We start from the raw sequence: 16246 nt of genomic DNA on the forward strand, positions 1-16246 counted from the left end.
CGGATACATGTCACTTCGCCTCATCACCAGCGCCGTCCTGGCACTGGTCGCCTGCATTGCACAGGCCGACGGACCCGCCCCGGCGATTTCGTATACCCGCGACATCCAACCCATTTTCACCGAGAAATGCGTGGCCTGCCACGCCTGCTACGACTCCGCTTGCCAGCTCAACCTCGGCAGTGCCGAAGGCGCGGCGCGCGGTGCGAGCAAAGTGCCTGTCTATGATGGCGAACGCAGCCAGGCCACGCCGACCACCCGCTTGTTCTATGACGCCTTTGGCAAGCAAGCCTGGCAGCAGAAGGGCTTCTACTCGGTGCTGGACGCCCAGGGCAGCCAGGCCGCCTTGATGGCGCGCATGCTGGAACTGGGCCATAACGCACCACTGCAACCCAACGCCAAGTTGCCGGATGACATCGTGCTGGGCCTGAACCGCGAAAATATGTGCGCCATGCCCGGCGAGTTCAATGCCTACGCGGGTGCCCATCCCAGGGAAGGCATGCCACTGGCTGTTACGGGCTTGACCGACCAGCAATACCAGACCCTGCAACGTTGGCTCGCCTCTGGCGCCCCGATTGATGAACAAGGCCTGGCGCCAAGTGCCAAGGAGGCCTTGCAAGTCCAACAGTGGGAGAACCTGTTCAATCAGCCCGGCGCCCGCGAAAGCCTGGTGGCGCGCTGGTTGTTCGAGCATTTGTACCTTGCGCACATTTACTTCGAGAACGGCGAGCCAGGGCATTTCTTCCAGTGGGTGCGTTCGCGCACGCCGAGCGGCCAGCCGATCGATCTGATCGCCACGCGCCGCCCCAATGATGACCCCGGCACCCAGGTGTATTACCGCCTGTGGCCGGTGCAGGGCGTGATCGTGCATAAAACCCACATCACGTACCCGTTCAGTGCCGCAAAGATGGCGCGTATCAAGGCGCTGTTCTACGCCGGTAGCTGGCAGGTCAATGCCTTGCCGGGCTACGGCCCTGGACGGCGCGCCAACCCCTTCGACACCTTCGAAGCCATCCCGGCCAAGGCGCGTTACCAGTTCATGCTGGATAACGCCGAATACTTCGTACGCACCTTTATTCGCGGGCCGGTCTGCCGTGGGCAGATCGCCACGGACGTGATCCGCGACAACTTCTGGGCCCTGTTCCAGGACCCTGACCACGACCTGTACATCACCGATGCGCGCTATCGCGGCCAGGCCACACCCTTGTTGGCCATGCCCGGGCAGAACGATGACGTCGGCAGTGTGCTCAGCCTGTGGCTGGCGTATCGCGACAAACGCAACGAATACGAGGCCCTGCGCCGCGACAGCTACGCCGACCTGCCTCCGCCGAGTTGGTCGAGCCTGTGGGCGGGCAATGACAATGCCTTGTTGAGCATCTTCCGTCATTTCGACAGCGCCTCGGTGACCAAAGGCTTGATCGGCGAAGTACCGCAGACGATGTGGCTGTTCGACTACCCGTTGCTGGAGCGCACGTATTACCAGTTGGCGGTGAATTTCGATGTGTTCGGCAATGTGTCGCACCAGGCCCAGACCCGGCTGTACTTCGACCTGATCCGCAACGGCGCCGAGCAGAACTTCCTGCGCCTGATGCCTGCCGACTCCCGCGATGGCTACATGGACGACTGGTACCAGAACAGCGGCAAGCTCAAGCTGTGGCTGGACTATGAGGCGATTGATGATGACAAGCCGACCGGCCTGCACCTGAGCGAGAACGATCCGAAGCGCGACTTTGCCAGCCAGTTGCTCAGTCATTACGGCGATTTGAACGCCAGCCCGGATCCGATCAACCGCTGCAGCGGCGCTTATTGCTCTCGCGACGGTATCGACCCGGCCTTGCAGGAGGCGGAGCAGGCGCTCAGCCGTCTGACTTCACGCCCGGCGGCCGGGCTCAAGGTTATCGATCAACTGCCTGAAGCCACGATGTTGCGAATCGAAACGGCCGGCGGTCAGCGTGTGGTCTACAGCATGGTGCGTAACCGTGCCCACAGTAATGTGGCGTTTTTGCTGGGGGAGGCTTATCGCTACCAGCCGGGTTTGGATACGGTGACGATTTATCCCGGCGTGCTGAGCAGCTATCCGAACTTCATGTTCAATATTCCGGCGCTTGAAGTGCCTGAGTTTGTTGCGCAGATGGAGCAGGCTCACGATGCCAAGCGCTTCGAGAAAATTGTTGATCGGTGGGGGGTGCGACGCAGTCATCCGCTGTTTTGGCAGTATTTCCATGACTTGTCGCAGTACATTCGTGAGACCACGCCGGTGGAAGAAGGGGTGTTGGACATGAATCGGTATGAGAATCTGTGAGGGGGTGTGTGGGGGCCGGGGCATACCTGCTTTTCTGTAGGCGCTGGCTTGCCCGCGATGCAGGCGACTCGGTACATCAGGCACAGCCAGTGGATGCCATCGCAGGCAAGCCAGCTCCCACATTTGACCGAGTTCGCCGCTAAGTAACAGGTTGGTTTTGAGGCCGCCGCGCTTGGCTGGGAGATTAAGCCTATACCTGCTTTTCTGTAGGCGCTGGCTTGCCTGCGATGCAGGCGACTCGGTACATCAGGCACAGCCAGTGGATGCCATCGCAGGCAAGCCAGCTCCCACATTTGACCGAGATCGCCGCTAAGTAACAGGTTGGTTTTGAGGCCGCCGCGCTTGGCTGGGAGATTAAGCCTATACCTGCTTTTCTGTGGGAGCTGGCTTGCCTGCGATGCAGGCGACTCGGTGCATCAGGCACAGCCAGTGGATGCCATCGCAGGCAAGCCAGCTCCCACATTTGACCGAGATCGCCGCTCAGTAACAGGTTGGTTTTGAGGCCGCCGCGCTCTTGCTTTTGATTTTGATCTTAGGCACACCGAGTCTAGGCGAGGTGCCGAGTGTTGGTGCAAGCGCCCTTTGGTGACTTTGGGAATACCCGCCATCACCCAAATAACGGATATGTACACCCCCTCCCAGAAATGCCTATCCCGACAAAAACACTAGGACTTTGTACCTGCGTAATATTTTGGCGTAAACTGCCGGCAAGCCTGTGAGGAGTTTCCATGACTGCCATTACCATTACCGACGCCGCCCACGATTACCTGGCTGACCTGCTGTCCAAGCAGAATACCCCAGGAATCGGCATCCGCGTCTTTATCACCCAGCCCGGCACTCAATACGCCGAGACGTGCATTGCCTACTGCAAGCCTGGGGAAGAGAAGCCTGAAGACACCGCCCTGGGGCTGAAAAGCTTCACCGCGTACATCGATGCCTTCAGCGAAGCCTTCCTCGACGACGCGGTGGTCGACTACGCCACCGACCGTATGGGCGGCCAGTTGACCATCAAGGCGCCGAACGCCAAGGTGCCCAACGTCAATGCCGACAGCCCGGTCAACGAGCGCATCAACTATTACCTGCAAACCGAGATCAACCCTGGGCTCGCCAGCCACGGTGGCCAGGTCAGCCTGATCGACGTGGTCGAGGACGGCATCGCGGTGCTCAAGTTCGGCGGCGGCTGCCAAGGCTGCGGCCAGGCGGACGTGACCCTGCGTGAAGGCATTGAGCGCACCCTGCTCGAGCGTATCCCGGAGCTCAAGGGCGTACGTGACGTGACCGACCACACGCAGAAAGAAAACGCCTACTACTGAGTAAGGCGTTCACTGCGATCAGAAAAAACGGCGCCCCGTGAGCGCCGTTTTTTTATGCTTAAAATTCAGTGGCTTGCGCTATTTATCTGACGTTTACCATTAACTGTAGGCATTGGCTGTTCAGCGATTGCAGTGTGCCGGCTGCCGAACTGATAACACGATGCAAATATCACCGGAAAGTCAGTCCATTTAGTGAGATTTATCCAATATAAATCAGCATGTTATGTGTTTTTTGTGAGGTTGTTTGTCACGGCCGATACAGGTGTGCATGCCCGGCCCGGTACAGCGAAGACTCACTGAAACTGTCACTCGCCAATACCCGGCCCACCACGATCAGCGCGGTGCGCCGAAACCCTTTCGCGGTGACCTTGTCGGCAATATCACTGAGCGTGCCCACCACCCAGTCCTGATCCGGCCAGGTCGCCCGGTGCACCACGGCAATCGGGCAATCCGCGCCATAGTGCGGCAGCAATTCGGCGACGATCTTGTCCAGGTGATTGACCCCCAGGTGAATCGCCATGGTCGTGCCATGCCGTGCCAGGCTGTCGAAGTCTTCACCGGCTGGCATGCTGGTTTTGTCGGCGTAGCGCGTCAGGATCACACTTTGGGCGATGTCGGGCAGGGTCAGTTCCGCTTCCAGCAGCGCAGCGCAAGCGGCGACTGCGGTGACCCCGGGGATGATCTGGAACGGGATGCCCAGCTCGCGCAAATGGCGGATCTGTTCGCCAATCGCGCCATACAGGCTTGGGTCACCGGAGTGTACGCGGGCCACATCCTGGCCATTTGCATGGGCAGCCTTGATCAGGTCGATGATTTGTTCCAAGTGCAGTTCGGCGCTGTTGACCACGTTCTCCGCTTGATGGCCTTCCAGCACCGCCGCAGGCACCAACGAGCCGGCATAGATGATCACCGGGCAACTGCGGATTAGCCGCTGGCCTTTGACGGTGATCAATTCCGGGTCGCCGGGGCCTGCGCCGATGAAGTAGACGGTCATGGAAAATCCTGATGGAAAACGGGCGAGCATGAAGGATGCTCATGATCGGAAGGGGCGATTATCAGATTTTTACCCGGCGCATGCCAATGCAAAGGTGGCCCGGGCAGTCTTTTTGCGGGTGATCAGCAAGCGGGCAGGGGCGTTGCCGAGCTGTTCCGCCAAGGCCAGGGCGGCGCTTTCGGCGATGCCATAACAGCCGGTATGGGCAAACACAACGTCCGACTTGTGGCTCAGGCGGTGTTCAAAAACCGCCAACTGCTCGGCGCTGAAGCACTGCAACGGCAGTTCCAGCGCTTTGGCCAGTGCCAGGAGGCCTGGTTCATTCTGTTTGCGGTCGATAGTGGCCAGCGCGGTGATGCTGTCGCGCTCGATACCGCCCTCGGCGAGGGCGCTATCAAACAAGGCCAGCAGTGCGTGAAGATCACACCCTTGCTGGCACCCCAGGCCGACCACTCGTGTCATGCGGAGTATTGATCGTCGCGGTTGCGGCGAAACAACCAAGCGCTGATCAGGCCCAGGGCCAGCCAGAATGCGACGTTGGTCAGTTGTGAAGCGATTTTGAACTGCGCTTCCAGGGCTTGCGGTGCCAGCATCGAATGCACCTCTGGCTGCGGCGCGCCGATCACGTGCGGTACCGCGATAATCGCCACGCCCAGCACTTTGAGCAGCCAGTTGCGACCAAATACGATCAGTGCGATACCGGCGGCGGTAGACGCGGCGGTGCCGATCCACCAGGTCTGGCGCAGCGCCAGGTCGGCGGCGGCGGTGCCCGGCAACTCAGGCGGCAGGCCCAAGGTAGGTGCCAGCACGAACGTCGCATAACCGGCCAGGCCCCAGAGCAGGCCCTGGGCCGTGCGGGTCGGTGCGCGCAGGGTATAGAGGCCGGCCAGCATCAGCGCAAAACCGACGGCGACCACCAGGTTGCCACCTGTGGTGGACAGGACGCGCTGCCAGCCATTTTCCGGCTCCCAGGCTTCGGCATCGTGGGTGTGGGCGGCAGCACCTTCGGCATGTTGATGGGCCACTTCAGTGGCGGCCGGGGCGTTTTCATAGGTTTCCGCCTGCAGTATCAGCGGGGCGACCCAGAAGCTTTGCAGCAAGGTCAGCAGCAGGGCGGCCAGAAGGCCGGTGAAACCGGCGGTTTGCGCAATACGCTTGATCATGTCGGCAGGTCTCAGTGGCACGGGAACGCGGCGCTGTGGCGGGTATCGTGGGCGGCGTTGTGCACCGCCTCGATGTGCGAGAAACCGGCGAAATACACCAGGCACGCACCCAGGATCGACGCGCCGATGGCGGCGGTCAGGCGTTGGCCCAGGGTAGCGGAGCTGCTGGTGGTGTGTGAGGTGCTGCTGATGATCGACATGGCGCGTCCCTTCTGGGTGTCAGGGTGAAACGAGCGCATGAAAACCCCGCGAGCCAGGCACGCAGGGTTCTGAACAGCGCCCGCCCACCGCGGGTTTGTTATCTGAATTTTCGGGCCGGTCTCCGGGCTTGCGAGGGGGCTCCTGGGGAGTCCTCAAAGCGTCGCCTTCCCATGCATTTGCACAGTGGCCGTGACACTTCGCTCGCTTACCGTTGCGGGGGCAGCACCGGACTGGTCATATCGCTATGACGCACCGGTTTCCCGTTTCACCCTGTGAAGGGCACCCGAAACAAGGTGTGTAGGAGAGCATGGGCGCAGGATGGGAGTCAATTGAGTTGTTGGGTGCCTATCCGTTACCTGAATATCGGATAGGTACACGAGCGAGCCCAGCCAAGCCCAACCCATCATTGACCATCCCCCAAGCACTGCGTAGCCTTGCACCCTCGAGGTTCTTCAGCCCAGGCCGAAGCTAAGAAGGGAACGCGGTCCAAGCCGCGGCTGCCCCCGCAACTGTAAAGGGTTTATCTGACTGCCACGCCACTGCCATCCGGCGGGAAGGCGCAGCCAGCGCCGGTCGCAAGACCCGCATGCCCCAAGCCAGGAGACCTGCCTCGTAACCGATTTTCCAATTCAACCGGGCGGGGTGATCCGGTGACGAAATCCGCTGCTGCGCGCCGTCGCAGGGCCTATCGTCCCGTATGCCCGCCCCCAAGGGCATCCGATGAAAACACTGGCCAAACTTCCCGTCACCATCGTTACCGGCTTCCTCGGTTCGGGCAAAACCACCTTGTTGCGCCACATGCTCGACAACGCGCAGGGCCGCCGCATTGCGGTCATCGTCAATGAGTTCGGCGAGTTGGGCATCGACGGTGAGATCCTCAAGCAGTGCTCCATCGGTTGCACTGAAGAAGAGGCCAACGGCCGCGTGTACGAACTGGCCAACGGCTGCCTGTGCTGCACGGTGCAAGAAGAGTTTTTCCCGGTGATGCGCGAATTGGTCGCCCGTCGTGGTGACCTCGACCATATCCTCATCGAAACCTCCGGCCTGGCCCTGCCAAAACCGTTGGTACAAGCCTTTCAATGGCCAGAAATCCGCAGCGCCTGCACGGTTGACGCGGTGATCACCGTGGTCGACAGCCCGGCCGTGGCCGCTGGCACCTTCGCCGCATTCCCGGACCAGGTCGATGCCCAGCGCAAACTCGACCCGAACCTGGACCACGAATCGCCACTGCATGAGCTGTTCGCTGACCAGTTGGCCAGCGCCGACCTGGTGATCCTCAACAAGACCGACCTGATCAGCGCCGAAGACCTGGCCCGCGTGCGCCTGGAAGTCGCCGAAGAACTGCCACCCGCGGTGAAGATCGTCGAAGCCAGCAGCGGTCGCTTGCCGTTGGACGTGCTGATTGGCGTGGGTGCCGGCTCCGAAGAACATATCGACGGCCGCCACAGCCATCACGATCATCACCACGAGGGTGAAGACGACCACGACCACGATGCGTTTGACTCGATCTCCATCGACCTGCCACAAGCTGACGAAGCGCTGCTGCTCGAGGCCCTGACGCAACTGGTGGTGCAACACGGCATCCTGCGCGTCAAAGGTTTCGCTGCTATCCCGAACAAGCCGATGCGCCTGCTGATCCAGGGCGTGGGCACGCGTTTCGACAAGCATTTCGACCGTGCCTGGGGCGCCGACGAAGCGCGCGTCACGCGCTTGGTGCTGATCGGCCAGGAGCTCGATGCGGCGGGCCTTGAAGCGCAATTGCGCGCCGCGCTCAGCGTCTAACCCATGCACCTGCTCAGGACCCAGCCCGGTGGTTTCGTCTCGGACGACAACATTGCCGACCTCGGCCAGACCCCCGCTGAACTGGTGATCCTGTGCAGCGGTGATTCGAGCCTGGCGCTGCTGGCCGAAGCGGCCCAGCAGCTGCCCGACGACTACCCCAGTTTTCGCCTGGCCAACCCGATGCAGGTGCAGAACCATGCCTCCGTCGACCTGTACGTCGATGAAGTGCTGCGCCACGCCAAGGTCATCCTGATCTCGCTGCATGGCGGCATCGGTTATTGGCGCTACGGCATCGAGCGCCTGGTGGAACTGGCCGAGCGCGGCGTGCAGTTGATTCTGGTGCCGGGGGATGACAGACCGGACCCGGAGCTCAGTGACCTGAGCACCGTTGGCGTACAAGCGCGTGATCGCCTCTGGCACTTCCTGCGCCAGGGCGGCCTGGCGAATGCGCTGAATTTCTATCGCTGCCTGGCCAGTGGTTACCTGGGCCGGGACTACGCCTGGGAAGCGCCACAAACCCTGCCGCGCACGGCGATTTATCACCCGCATCACGCCAGTGCATGCCTGCATGATTGGCAGGCCGACTGGAGCGCGGACTGGCCGGTGGCGGCGGTGCTGTTCTATCGCTCCCATTTGCAGGCGGCCAATACCGGGTTTATCGACGTGTTCTGCCAGCGCTTGCAGGCTGCGGGCCTTAACCCGTTGCCCATGGCGGCGGCCAGTTTGAAAGAGCCCGGCTGCCTGGCGGTGGTCGAGGACGTGCTGGATGAGGTAGGCGCGGCGGTGATCCTCAACACCACAGGCTTTGCCCAATCCAGCCCCGAAGCGCCGCATTTACGCCCGTTTCGCCGTAATATCCCGGTGATCCAGGCCATTTGCGCCCAAGACAACCAGCCCGGCTGGGAGGCCAGCGAGCAGGGCCTCGGCCCGCGTGACCTGGCGATGCATATCGCCTTGCCCGAACTGGACGGGCGCATCATCAGCCGGCCGATCAGTTTCAAGGACCTGGCCTGGCGCAGTGAGCGCAGCCAGTCGGACGTGGTCTGCTACCGCGCCGCGCCCGAGCGCATGGATTTTGTCGCGCAGCTGGCCCGGCGTTGGGTCGAGTTGGCGCGAGTGCCCGCTGCGGACAAACGCATTGCGCTGGTCCTTGCCAATTACCCAACCCGCGACGGCCGTATCGGCAACGGCGTTGGCCTGGACACGCCCGCGGCGGCGCTGAATATCCTGCGGGCCTTGCAGGCTGAAGGCTATCCGCTGCCGGACAGCTTGCCCGAGAGCGGCACGGCGCTGATCCACGCTTTACTCGGCGGCGTCACCAATGACCTGGACGGTCTCGACCTGCGCCCGTGCCATCAAAGCCTGGCGCTGGAGGACTACGAGGCGATGTTCAAGCGCTTGCCCGAGGCCAACCGCCAGGCCGTGCTGGAACGCTGGGGCGCGCCGCACAACGACCCGATGTTCCGCGACGGTCGCCTGATGATCGCCGGCCTGCGCCTGGGCCTGACCTTTGTCGGCATCCAGCCGGCACGCGGTTATCAGGTGGATGCCAGCGCGGTGTACCACGACCCGGACCTGGTTCCGCCCCATGCTTACCTGGCGTTTTACTTCTGGTTGCGCCACACCTACGGTGCCCATGGCGTGATCCATGTGGGCAAGCACGGCAATCTGGAATGGTTGCCGGGCAAGGGCGTGGGGCTGTCGGAAAACTGCTGGCCCGACGCGCTGCTGGGGCCGCTGCCGAACATCTACCCGTTTATCGTCAACGACCCTGGCGAGGGCGCCCAAGCCAAGCGGCGCACCCAGGCAGTGATCATCGACCACCTGATGCCGCCGCTGACCCGTGCCGAAACCTATGGCCCGCTGCGTGATCTGGAGCTGCTCGCGGACGAGTATTACGAAGCGCAGCTGCTGGATCCGCGCCGCGCTCTGGAGCTGCAGAAAGACATTCTCAAACTGGTGCGTGAAACCCGCATCGACCAGGAACTCGAGCTGCAAAGCGATACAGAGGCGGCGGTGTGGCTGCCGCGCCTGGACACCTACCTGTGCGACTTGAAGGAGTCGCAGATTCGCGACGGCCTGCATATCTTCGGCGAGTCGCCGGAGGGGCGCTTGCGTATCGATACCTTGCTCGCCTTGCTGCGCATCCCGCGTGGCGACGGCCGTGGCCCGCAGTCGAGTTTACTGCGGGTGCTGGCCAAGGCGTTCGAGCTGGGCTTCGACCCGCTGGACTGCGCCCTGGCCGAACCCTGGACCGGGCGCCGGCCGCTGGTGTTGCAGACGATCGACGGGCAGTTGTGGCGCACCGCCGGCGATACCCGCGAGCGCCTCGAACTGTACGCGGCGCGCTTGATCGAGCAGGCGCTGGAAGGGCCGCTTGAACAGTTGGAAGCGCCTGGCTGGGAGGATGTGAAGGCGGTCATCGAAAGCCTGCGTATCGTGGTTGCGCCACGCCTGGACGCCTGCGGCCCGGCAGAAATGCGTGGGTTGCTGGACGCCTTGAACGGCCGTTTCGTGCCCGCGGGCCCCAGTGGTGCGCCGAGTCGCGGGCGTCTGGATGTGCTGCCGACCGGGCGCAACTTTTTCACCGTCGACGTACGCAACCTGCCCACCACCACCGCCTGGCGCATCGGCTTCCAGTCGGCCAACCTGATTCTCGAGCGGCACCTGCAGGACCATGGCGACCACCTGCGCCAGCTCGGTCTGTCGGTATGGGGCACTGCCACCATGCGCACCGGCGGTGATGATATCGCCCAGGCCATGGCACTGATGGGCGTGCGCCCGGTGTGGGCGACGGGCAGCCAGCGCGTGGATGACTTTGAAATCCTGCCGATCAGCCTGCTGGATCGTCCGCGCGTTGACGTGACGCTGCGGGTGTCCGGCTTTTTCCGTGATGCCTTCGCCAACCTGATCCGCCTGTTCGATGCGGCGGTGCAGGCTGTCGCCGCGCTGGACGAGCCGGACGATATGAACCCGCTGGCCGCCAAGGTGCGCAGCGAGCGCGAAGCGTTGCGCAACTCCGGCCTGGACGAAGAGGCCGCTGCTAAACAGGCCGGCTGGCGCATCTTTGGTGCCAAGCCCGGCGCTTATGGTGCGGGGGTGCAGGGTGCGGTCGACGGGCGCCTGTGGCAAAGCCGCGAAGACCTCGCCGAGGTCTACCTGAACTGGGGCGGCTATGCCTATGGCGGCTCCGACGAAGGCACTGCCGCCCGCGCGCAATTCGCCCAGCGCTTGAGCCAGGTGCAGGCAGTGTTGCAGAACCAGGACAACCGCGAGCACGACCTGCTCGATTCCAATGATTACTACCAGTTCCAAGGCGGCATGCTCGCCGCTGTGGAAACCCTGAGCGGCGACAAGGCTGCCAGCTATCATGGCGACCATAGCCAGCCGGACCTGCCGAAGATCCGTACCCTGAAGGAAGAGCTGAACCGGGTTATCCGTTCCCGCGCCGCCAACCCCAAGTGGATTGAGGGCGTGAAGCGCCATGGCTATAAAGGTGCGTTCGAGATGGCGGCGACTGTGGACAATCTGTTCGCCTTCGATGCCACCACCGCACTGATTGACGATCACCAATACGCGCTGTTGGCCGACGCCTATCTGCTCGACCCTGACACGCGGGCCTTCGTGCAACAACACAACCCCGATGCGCTGCGCGACATGACCGAACGCATGCTCGAAGCCCAGCAGCGTGGCATGTGGCAGGAGCCCGGAGCGTACCGCGAAGCGTTGGAAAACCTGTTGCTGGATATAGAAGAAGACAGCTGATGACTGATACCCCCCATTTCCCGCTGTCCGCCGTGGTCGGCGCCGACGACCTGAAACTGGCGCTGTGCCTGACCGCCATCGACCCAAAGATCGGCGGTGTGCTGATTGAAGGCCCGCGTGGCATGGCCAAGTCGACCTTGGCGCGTGGCTTGGCGGACCTGCTGGCCAGTGGTCAATTCGTGACATTGCCGTTGGGTGCCACCGAAGAGCGCCTGGTCGGCACGCTGGACCTGGACGCCGCATTGGGTGAAGGCCGCGCGCAATTCTCGCCCGGCGTATTGGCCAAGGCTGACGGCGGCGTGCTGTACGTCGACGAAGTCAACCTGCTGCCCGATCACCTGGTGGACCTGCTGCTGGACGTGGCTGCCAGCGGCACCAACCTGATCGAGCGCGACGGCATTTCCCATCGGCATTCGGCGCGCTTTGTGCTGATCGGCACCATGAACCCGGAGGAGGGCGAGTTGCGTCCGCAACTGCTCGATCGCTTTGGTTTCAACGTGGCGCTGAGCGGGCAGACCCTGCCGGCCGAGCGTGGGCAGATCATCCGTCGCCGCCTGGATTTCGACAGCGACCCCGTCGAGTTCTGCGCGCAATGGGCCGAGCAGCAGGCTGCATTGCGTGAACGCTGCACCCAGGCGCGGGCGCGGCTCGACGGTATCGAACTGGATGACCAGGCGCTCGCCCAGATCACCGAGCGCTGCTTTGGCGCCGGTGTCGATGGCCTGCGCGCGGACTTGGTTTGGCTGCGGGGCGCCAGGGCCCATGCCGCTTGGCGGGGGGCCAGCGCCATTGCCGAGGAAGATATCGAGGCGGTGGCCGAATTTGCCCTGCGTCATCGCCGTCAGGAGCAAGCACCGCCCGCCAGCCCGCCGAGCGAAGGGCAGTCGCCTAAACCCTCCGACGCATCGCCCGGCCAGGGCCAGTGGGGCGATATGCCCGCTCCAGCCTTGCCCACGGGCGCACGCCGGGACGTGCCCACCTGGCCAAAAAAGCCCTAGGCATCCGCCCCCGGCCTGACACGGGGGCGGATGCCCGCCCCAGGCCGGGGCGACTGGACCACGGCAGGCACGGCAGGGCGCGCAGCGCGAAGCAGGGCACGGTCAACTGGACGGGCACCTTGCTGGGTGGCCGGCCACAGTCGCTCGAAGACTTGCGCTACCACCTGCGCAGTCGTACGGCCCGTGAACTGTGGCTGGTGATTGTTGATGCATCGGCGTCCACTCGACGGCATCGAGCGCTCACCGACGCCAAGGGCCTGTTGGGCCAGGTGTTTGATGATGCCTATCGGCAACGGGCGCGCATGGCCTTGCTGACCGCCAGCGGGCAATCGCCCAAGTGGCAGGTGCAGGGGCTCAAGGCCTCGAAAAGCCTGGCGAGCTGGCTGGAGCAGCTGGGCGCGGGCGGTGGCACGCCCTTGCTGGCGGCGCTGACCGAGGCCGGGCATTGGCTGGTGGCGCGGCGCAAGCGTTATCCGGCTGAGCAGCAGCGGCTGCTGGTGATTACCGACGGGCGACTCAAGGCTATTAGCGGTCTGCCGCTGCTGGCGTGTCCGGGGTTGCTGGTGGATATCGAGCGCGGGCCGATCCGGTTGGGGCGGGCTCGGGAATTGGCGGCGGGGTTGCAGCTGGATTATCGCCATATCGATAAGTTGTAGCGCCTGGGCGGTCGTTTTCGCAGGCAAGCCAGCTTTCACATTTGATAGGTGACGCAGGCAAAATGTGGGCGCTGGCTTGCCTGCGATGAGGCCTTCATACGCCGCCAGGCTCTCAGCCAGCGCCTGGTACATTCGGCCAGAGATCGGCCACCAGAAACAACCGCTCAGCTTCCTCCCAATCCTCGCCCACCGGCACCAACCGCACCAGCAACTGCGCTGGTGCCATCGGATCCAGCTCGGCCAGCCAGCCCTGCATCCGCGCTTCCTCCCACACTTCGTCTGCCGCGTAGTGCGCCGGTGCCAGCCACGCATGCCGGGGCAGGGGCTGCCAGCGACCGGGCGCGCTGGCGTTGACGAATCCCTGCCAATCACGCTGATGCAGCCAGCGCCCACGCAAATGCTGCGGATGGGCGCCAATGGGCGCCTGGGCTTGGCCGGGCCAGGGATACAGCAGATAGCCACCCAGCCACAAGTGCGCATCGAAGTGCTGGATATCCAGCGCCGCCAGCGCTTCACGGCTCTCAGCCCGCGCGGATATCGGCAGTTGATGCTGGGCCAGGTGGGCCAGCTTGCGGTCCAGCCGGTCATGGCAGCCCGGCCCCAGCCATTGCGCCGTGTCCTGGCCGTCACCGTCCTGCGGCCCTAGATAAAGTTTGATCGCCAACTCCAGGTGATGCACGCCATCGCGGTCGCGCAGGAGCATGTCGAGCTCGCCAAGGGTATGCCCTGCGCGGCGGATTGGCAGGTTGGCCGCCAGCAGTTCCACGCCCGGCGCGTGCTGCACCGCGAACTGCCACAAGCGTTCGTAATACAGGCCCAGGCGCCGGGTGCGGGACAGGCTCAGCCATTGCTGCAAGGGGCTGCTGTCCTGGTCGAGTTGGCGCAGCCAGCGTTCCAGCCGATGCGGCGCCTGCACCCACTCGCTGCCAGCCAGCGGGTGACGCTGTGGCCACGGCGTCTGCGCGAGCATCGGCGGGGCGAGCATCACCCACGCCAGGTCGCGCACTTCGGGGTGGCGCAGCTGGCGGGGCAGGTTGTGCAGATCCGGGAACACAGTCATGGTCCGAGCATAGCCTTTTCAGTGTCGCGCGGGTGGATGAGAACCCTTGTCATCAAGTCTTCACGGCGACAAAGGGTTTTGCCTGGGACGGCCTTTCGCCCATAATCGTTCTTTTTTGCCACACCCCAAATCCCGCAGGAGCCCCATGGAGCAATTTCGCAATATCGGCATTATCGGTCGCCTGGGCAGTACCCAGGTGTTGGACACCGTCCGCCGGCTGAAAAAGTTCCTGCTGGAACGCCACCTGCATGTGATCCTCGAAGACACCATCGCTGAAATCCTGCCGGGCCACGGCCTGCAAACGTCGTCGCGCAAGATGCTCGGCGAAGTCTGCGACATGGTTATCGTGGTCGGCGGCGACGGCAGCCTGCTCGGCGCCGCGCGCGCACTGGCGCGGCATAACGTGCCGGTGCTGGGGATCAACCGGGGCAGCCTGGGTTTCCTCACCGATATCCGCCCGGATGAGCTGGAAGTCGAAGTGGCCAAGGTGCTCGACGGCCATTACCTGGTGGAAAACCGCTTCCTGCTGCAAGCCGAAGTGCGCCGCCATGGCGAAGCCATTGGCCAGGGCGACGCCCTCAATGACGTGGTGCTGCACCCTGGCAAGTCCACGCGGATGATCGAGTTCGAGCTGTACATAGACGGCCAGTTCGTGTGCAGCCAGAAGGCCGACGGCCTGATCGTCGCCACGCCCACCGGCTCCACGGCCTATGCGCTGTCGGCGGGAGGCCCGATCATGCATCCCAAGCTGGATGCCATTGTGATCGTGCCGATGTATCCCCATATGTTGTCGAGCAGGCCCATCGTGGTCGACGGCAACAGTGAGCTGAAAATCGTGGTGTCCAAAGACATGCAGATCTACCCACAGGTGTCCTGTGACGGTCAGAACCATTTCACCTGCGCCCCCGGTGACACCATCACCGTGAGCAAGAAGGCACAGAAGTTGCGGTTGATCCACCCGCTGGACCACAACTACTACGAAGTGTGCCGCACCAAGCTGGGCTGGGGCAGCCGCTTGGGGGGTGGAGGCGACTGATGCTCGATCCCGCGCGTAGCTACGACCTGATTGGTGACGTGCACGGTTGCGCCCATACCCTTGAGCACTTGCTCGACCTGTTGGGCTACCACAAGCAGGGCGGCACCTGGCGTCATCCGTCGCGCATGGCGGTGTTTCTCGGCGATATCATCGACCGTGGCCCGCGTATCCGCGAGGCGTTGCATATCGTCCACGACATGGCCGAGGCCGGCCAGGCGCTGTGCATCATGGGCAACCACGAGTTCAATGCCCTGGGCTGGACCACACCGGCACCGCCGGGCAGTGGCAAGCAGTTTGTGCGCGAGCACAACCCACGGCATGCGCGGTTGATCCACGAAACCCTGACCCAGTTCGAACACCACCCGGCCGATTGGCACGACTTCCTCGGCTGGTTCTACGACATGCCGCTGTTTGTCGATGCCGGGCGCTTTCGCGTGGTGCATGCGTGCTGGGACGACGGCTTTATCCAGCCGCTGCGCGCGACCTTCCCGGACGGCTGCATCGACCAGCACTTCCTGCAGGCTGCAGCCGTGCCGGGCAGTTTTGCCTGCAACGCGTTCGACCGCCTGCTGCGTGGCACCGACATGCGCCTGCCGGATGGCCTCACGCTGACCGGTGGCGATGGCCTGACGCGTTCGTTCTTTCGCACCAAGTTCTGGGAAGACGACCCGAAAACCTACGGCGACATCGTGTTCCAGCCCGATGCCTTGCCCGAGCCGGTGGCGCGCACGCCGTTGTCGTCCACCGAAAAGAATTCCCTGTTGCGCTACGGCGTCGACGAACCGTTGTTGTTCGTCGGGCACTACTGGCGCAGCGGCAAACCGGCGCCGATCCGCCCGAACCTGGCCTGCCTGGACTACAGCGCGGTGCTGTACGGCAAGCTGGTGGCGTACCGCCTGGACCAGGAAACCCGCCTCGACCCGCGCAAGTTCGTGTGGGTCGATGTCGAGCGGCCGGAGGTGCTGACATGAGCCCCTGC

General features: G+C 63.4%; 13 protein-coding genes and 2 riboswitches. Of the genes, 8 read left to right on the plus strand and 5 right to left on the minus strand.

Annotated elements, in window-relative coordinates; genetic code table 11:
• Positions 1 to 7 precede the first annotated feature (7 nt).
• Both ATH90_RS12140 and nfuA read left to right on the plus strand, forming a co-directional pair.
• Positions 8 to 2299, plus strand: a complete 2292-nt coding sequence (locus ATH90_RS12140) for a fatty acid cis/trans isomerase (RefSeq protein WP_098466362.1) — start codon at positions 8 to 10, stop codon at positions 2297 to 2299.
• A 728-nt stretch (positions 2300 to 3027) separates the two neighbouring features.
• The gene (nfuA, locus tag ATH90_RS12145; RefSeq protein WP_003173594.1) at positions 3028 to 3612 is read left to right on the plus strand and encodes a Fe-S biogenesis protein NfuA; all 585 of its coding nucleotides are present in this window, start codon (positions 3028 to 3030) and stop codon (positions 3610 to 3612) included.
• A gap of 247 nt (positions 3613 to 3859) precedes the next feature.
• On the opposite strand, the gene cobM is transcribed toward nfuA, so the two are convergent.
• From cobM to ATH90_RS12165, 4 genes are all read right to left on the minus strand, one after another.
• A complete protein-coding gene (gene cobM, locus ATH90_RS12150) occupies positions 3860 to 4606 on the minus strand; it encodes a precorrin-4 C(11)-methyltransferase (RefSeq protein WP_098466363.1) in 747 nt (248 codons plus the stop codon).
• Between the two features lie 69 nt (positions 4607 to 4675).
• A complete protein-coding gene (locus ATH90_RS12155; RefSeq protein ID WP_098466364.1) occupies positions 4676 to 5068 on the minus strand; it encodes a cobalamin biosynthesis protein in 393 nt (130 codons plus the stop codon).
• On the minus strand, positions 5065 to 5769 hold the full coding sequence (locus ATH90_RS12160) for a CbtA family protein (RefSeq protein ID WP_034104574.1): 705 nt from the start codon (positions 5767 to 5769) through the stop codon (positions 5065 to 5067). Before ATH90_RS12160 ends, ATH90_RS12155 begins: the two co-directional genes overlap by 4 nt.
• Before the next feature lie 11 nt (positions 5770 to 5780).
• Positions 5781 to 5969, minus strand: a complete 189-nt coding sequence (locus ATH90_RS12165; RefSeq protein ID WP_034104576.1) for a CbtB domain-containing protein — start codon at positions 5967 to 5969, stop codon at positions 5781 to 5783.
• 96 nt (positions 5970 to 6065) lie between these two features.
• Positions 6066 to 6272: riboswitch (cobalamin riboswitch) on the minus strand.
• A gap of 126 nt (positions 6273 to 6398) precedes the next feature.
• Positions 6399 to 6597, plus strand: a riboswitch (cobalamin riboswitch).
• A 93-nt stretch (positions 6598 to 6690) separates the two neighbouring features.
• Here ATH90_RS12165 and cobW point away from each other — a divergent pair.
• The 4 genes from cobW to ATH90_RS12185 are packed head-to-tail and all read left to right on the plus strand — an operon-like array spanning position 6691 to position 13171.
• Positions 6691 to 7752 (plus strand): cobalamin biosynthesis protein CobW, encoded by a 1062-nt coding sequence (gene cobW, locus ATH90_RS12170; protein ID WP_034104578.1) that lies wholly within the window; start codon positions 6691 to 6693, stop codon positions 7750 to 7752.
• A gap of 3 nt (positions 7753 to 7755) precedes the next feature.
• The gene (gene cobN / locus ATH90_RS12175) at positions 7756 to 11517 is read left to right on the plus strand and encodes a cobaltochelatase subunit CobN (protein ID WP_098466365.1); all 3762 of its coding nucleotides are present in this window, start codon (positions 7756 to 7758) and stop codon (positions 11515 to 11517) included.
• Complete coding sequence (locus ATH90_RS12180) at positions 11517 to 12515, plus strand: magnesium chelatase ATPase subunit I (RefSeq protein WP_098466366.1); 999 nt, start codon at positions 11517 to 11519, stop codon at positions 12513 to 12515. Before cobN ends, ATH90_RS12180 begins: the two co-directional genes overlap by 1 nt.
• A 53-nt stretch (positions 12516 to 12568) precedes the next feature.
• Positions 12569 to 13171 carry a vWA domain-containing protein gene (locus ATH90_RS12185; RefSeq protein ID WP_098467666.1) on the plus strand — a complete coding sequence of 201 codons (603 nt, stop codon included), beginning with the start codon at positions 12569 to 12571 and terminating at the stop codon, positions 13169 to 13171.
• Between the two features lie 112 nt (positions 13172 to 13283).
• Here the strand turns inward: ATH90_RS12185 and ATH90_RS12190 are convergent, their stop codons facing one another.
• The gene (locus tag ATH90_RS12190) at positions 13284 to 14231 is read right to left on the minus strand and encodes a DUF1853 family protein (RefSeq protein WP_034104584.1); all 948 of its coding nucleotides are present in this window, start codon (positions 14229 to 14231) and stop codon (positions 13284 to 13286) included.
• Between the two features lie 145 nt (positions 14232 to 14376).
• On the opposite strand from ATH90_RS12190, the gene ATH90_RS12195 reads away from it, so the two are divergent.
• On the plus strand, positions 14377 to 15267 hold the full coding sequence (locus ATH90_RS12195; protein WP_003217892.1) for an NAD(+) kinase: 891 nt from the start codon (positions 14377 to 14379) through the stop codon (positions 15265 to 15267).
• A complete protein-coding gene (locus ATH90_RS12200; RefSeq protein WP_164403586.1) occupies positions 15264 to 16238 on the plus strand; it encodes a metallophosphoesterase in 975 nt (324 codons plus the stop codon). Before ATH90_RS12195 ends, ATH90_RS12200 begins: the two co-directional genes overlap by 4 nt.
• Positions 16239 to 16246 lie beyond the last annotated feature (8 nt).

This window comes from Pseudomonas lurida (assembly GCF_002563895.1).
GTDB lineage: Bacteria > Pseudomonadota > Gammaproteobacteria > Pseudomonadales > Pseudomonadaceae > Aquipseudomonas > Aquipseudomonas lurida.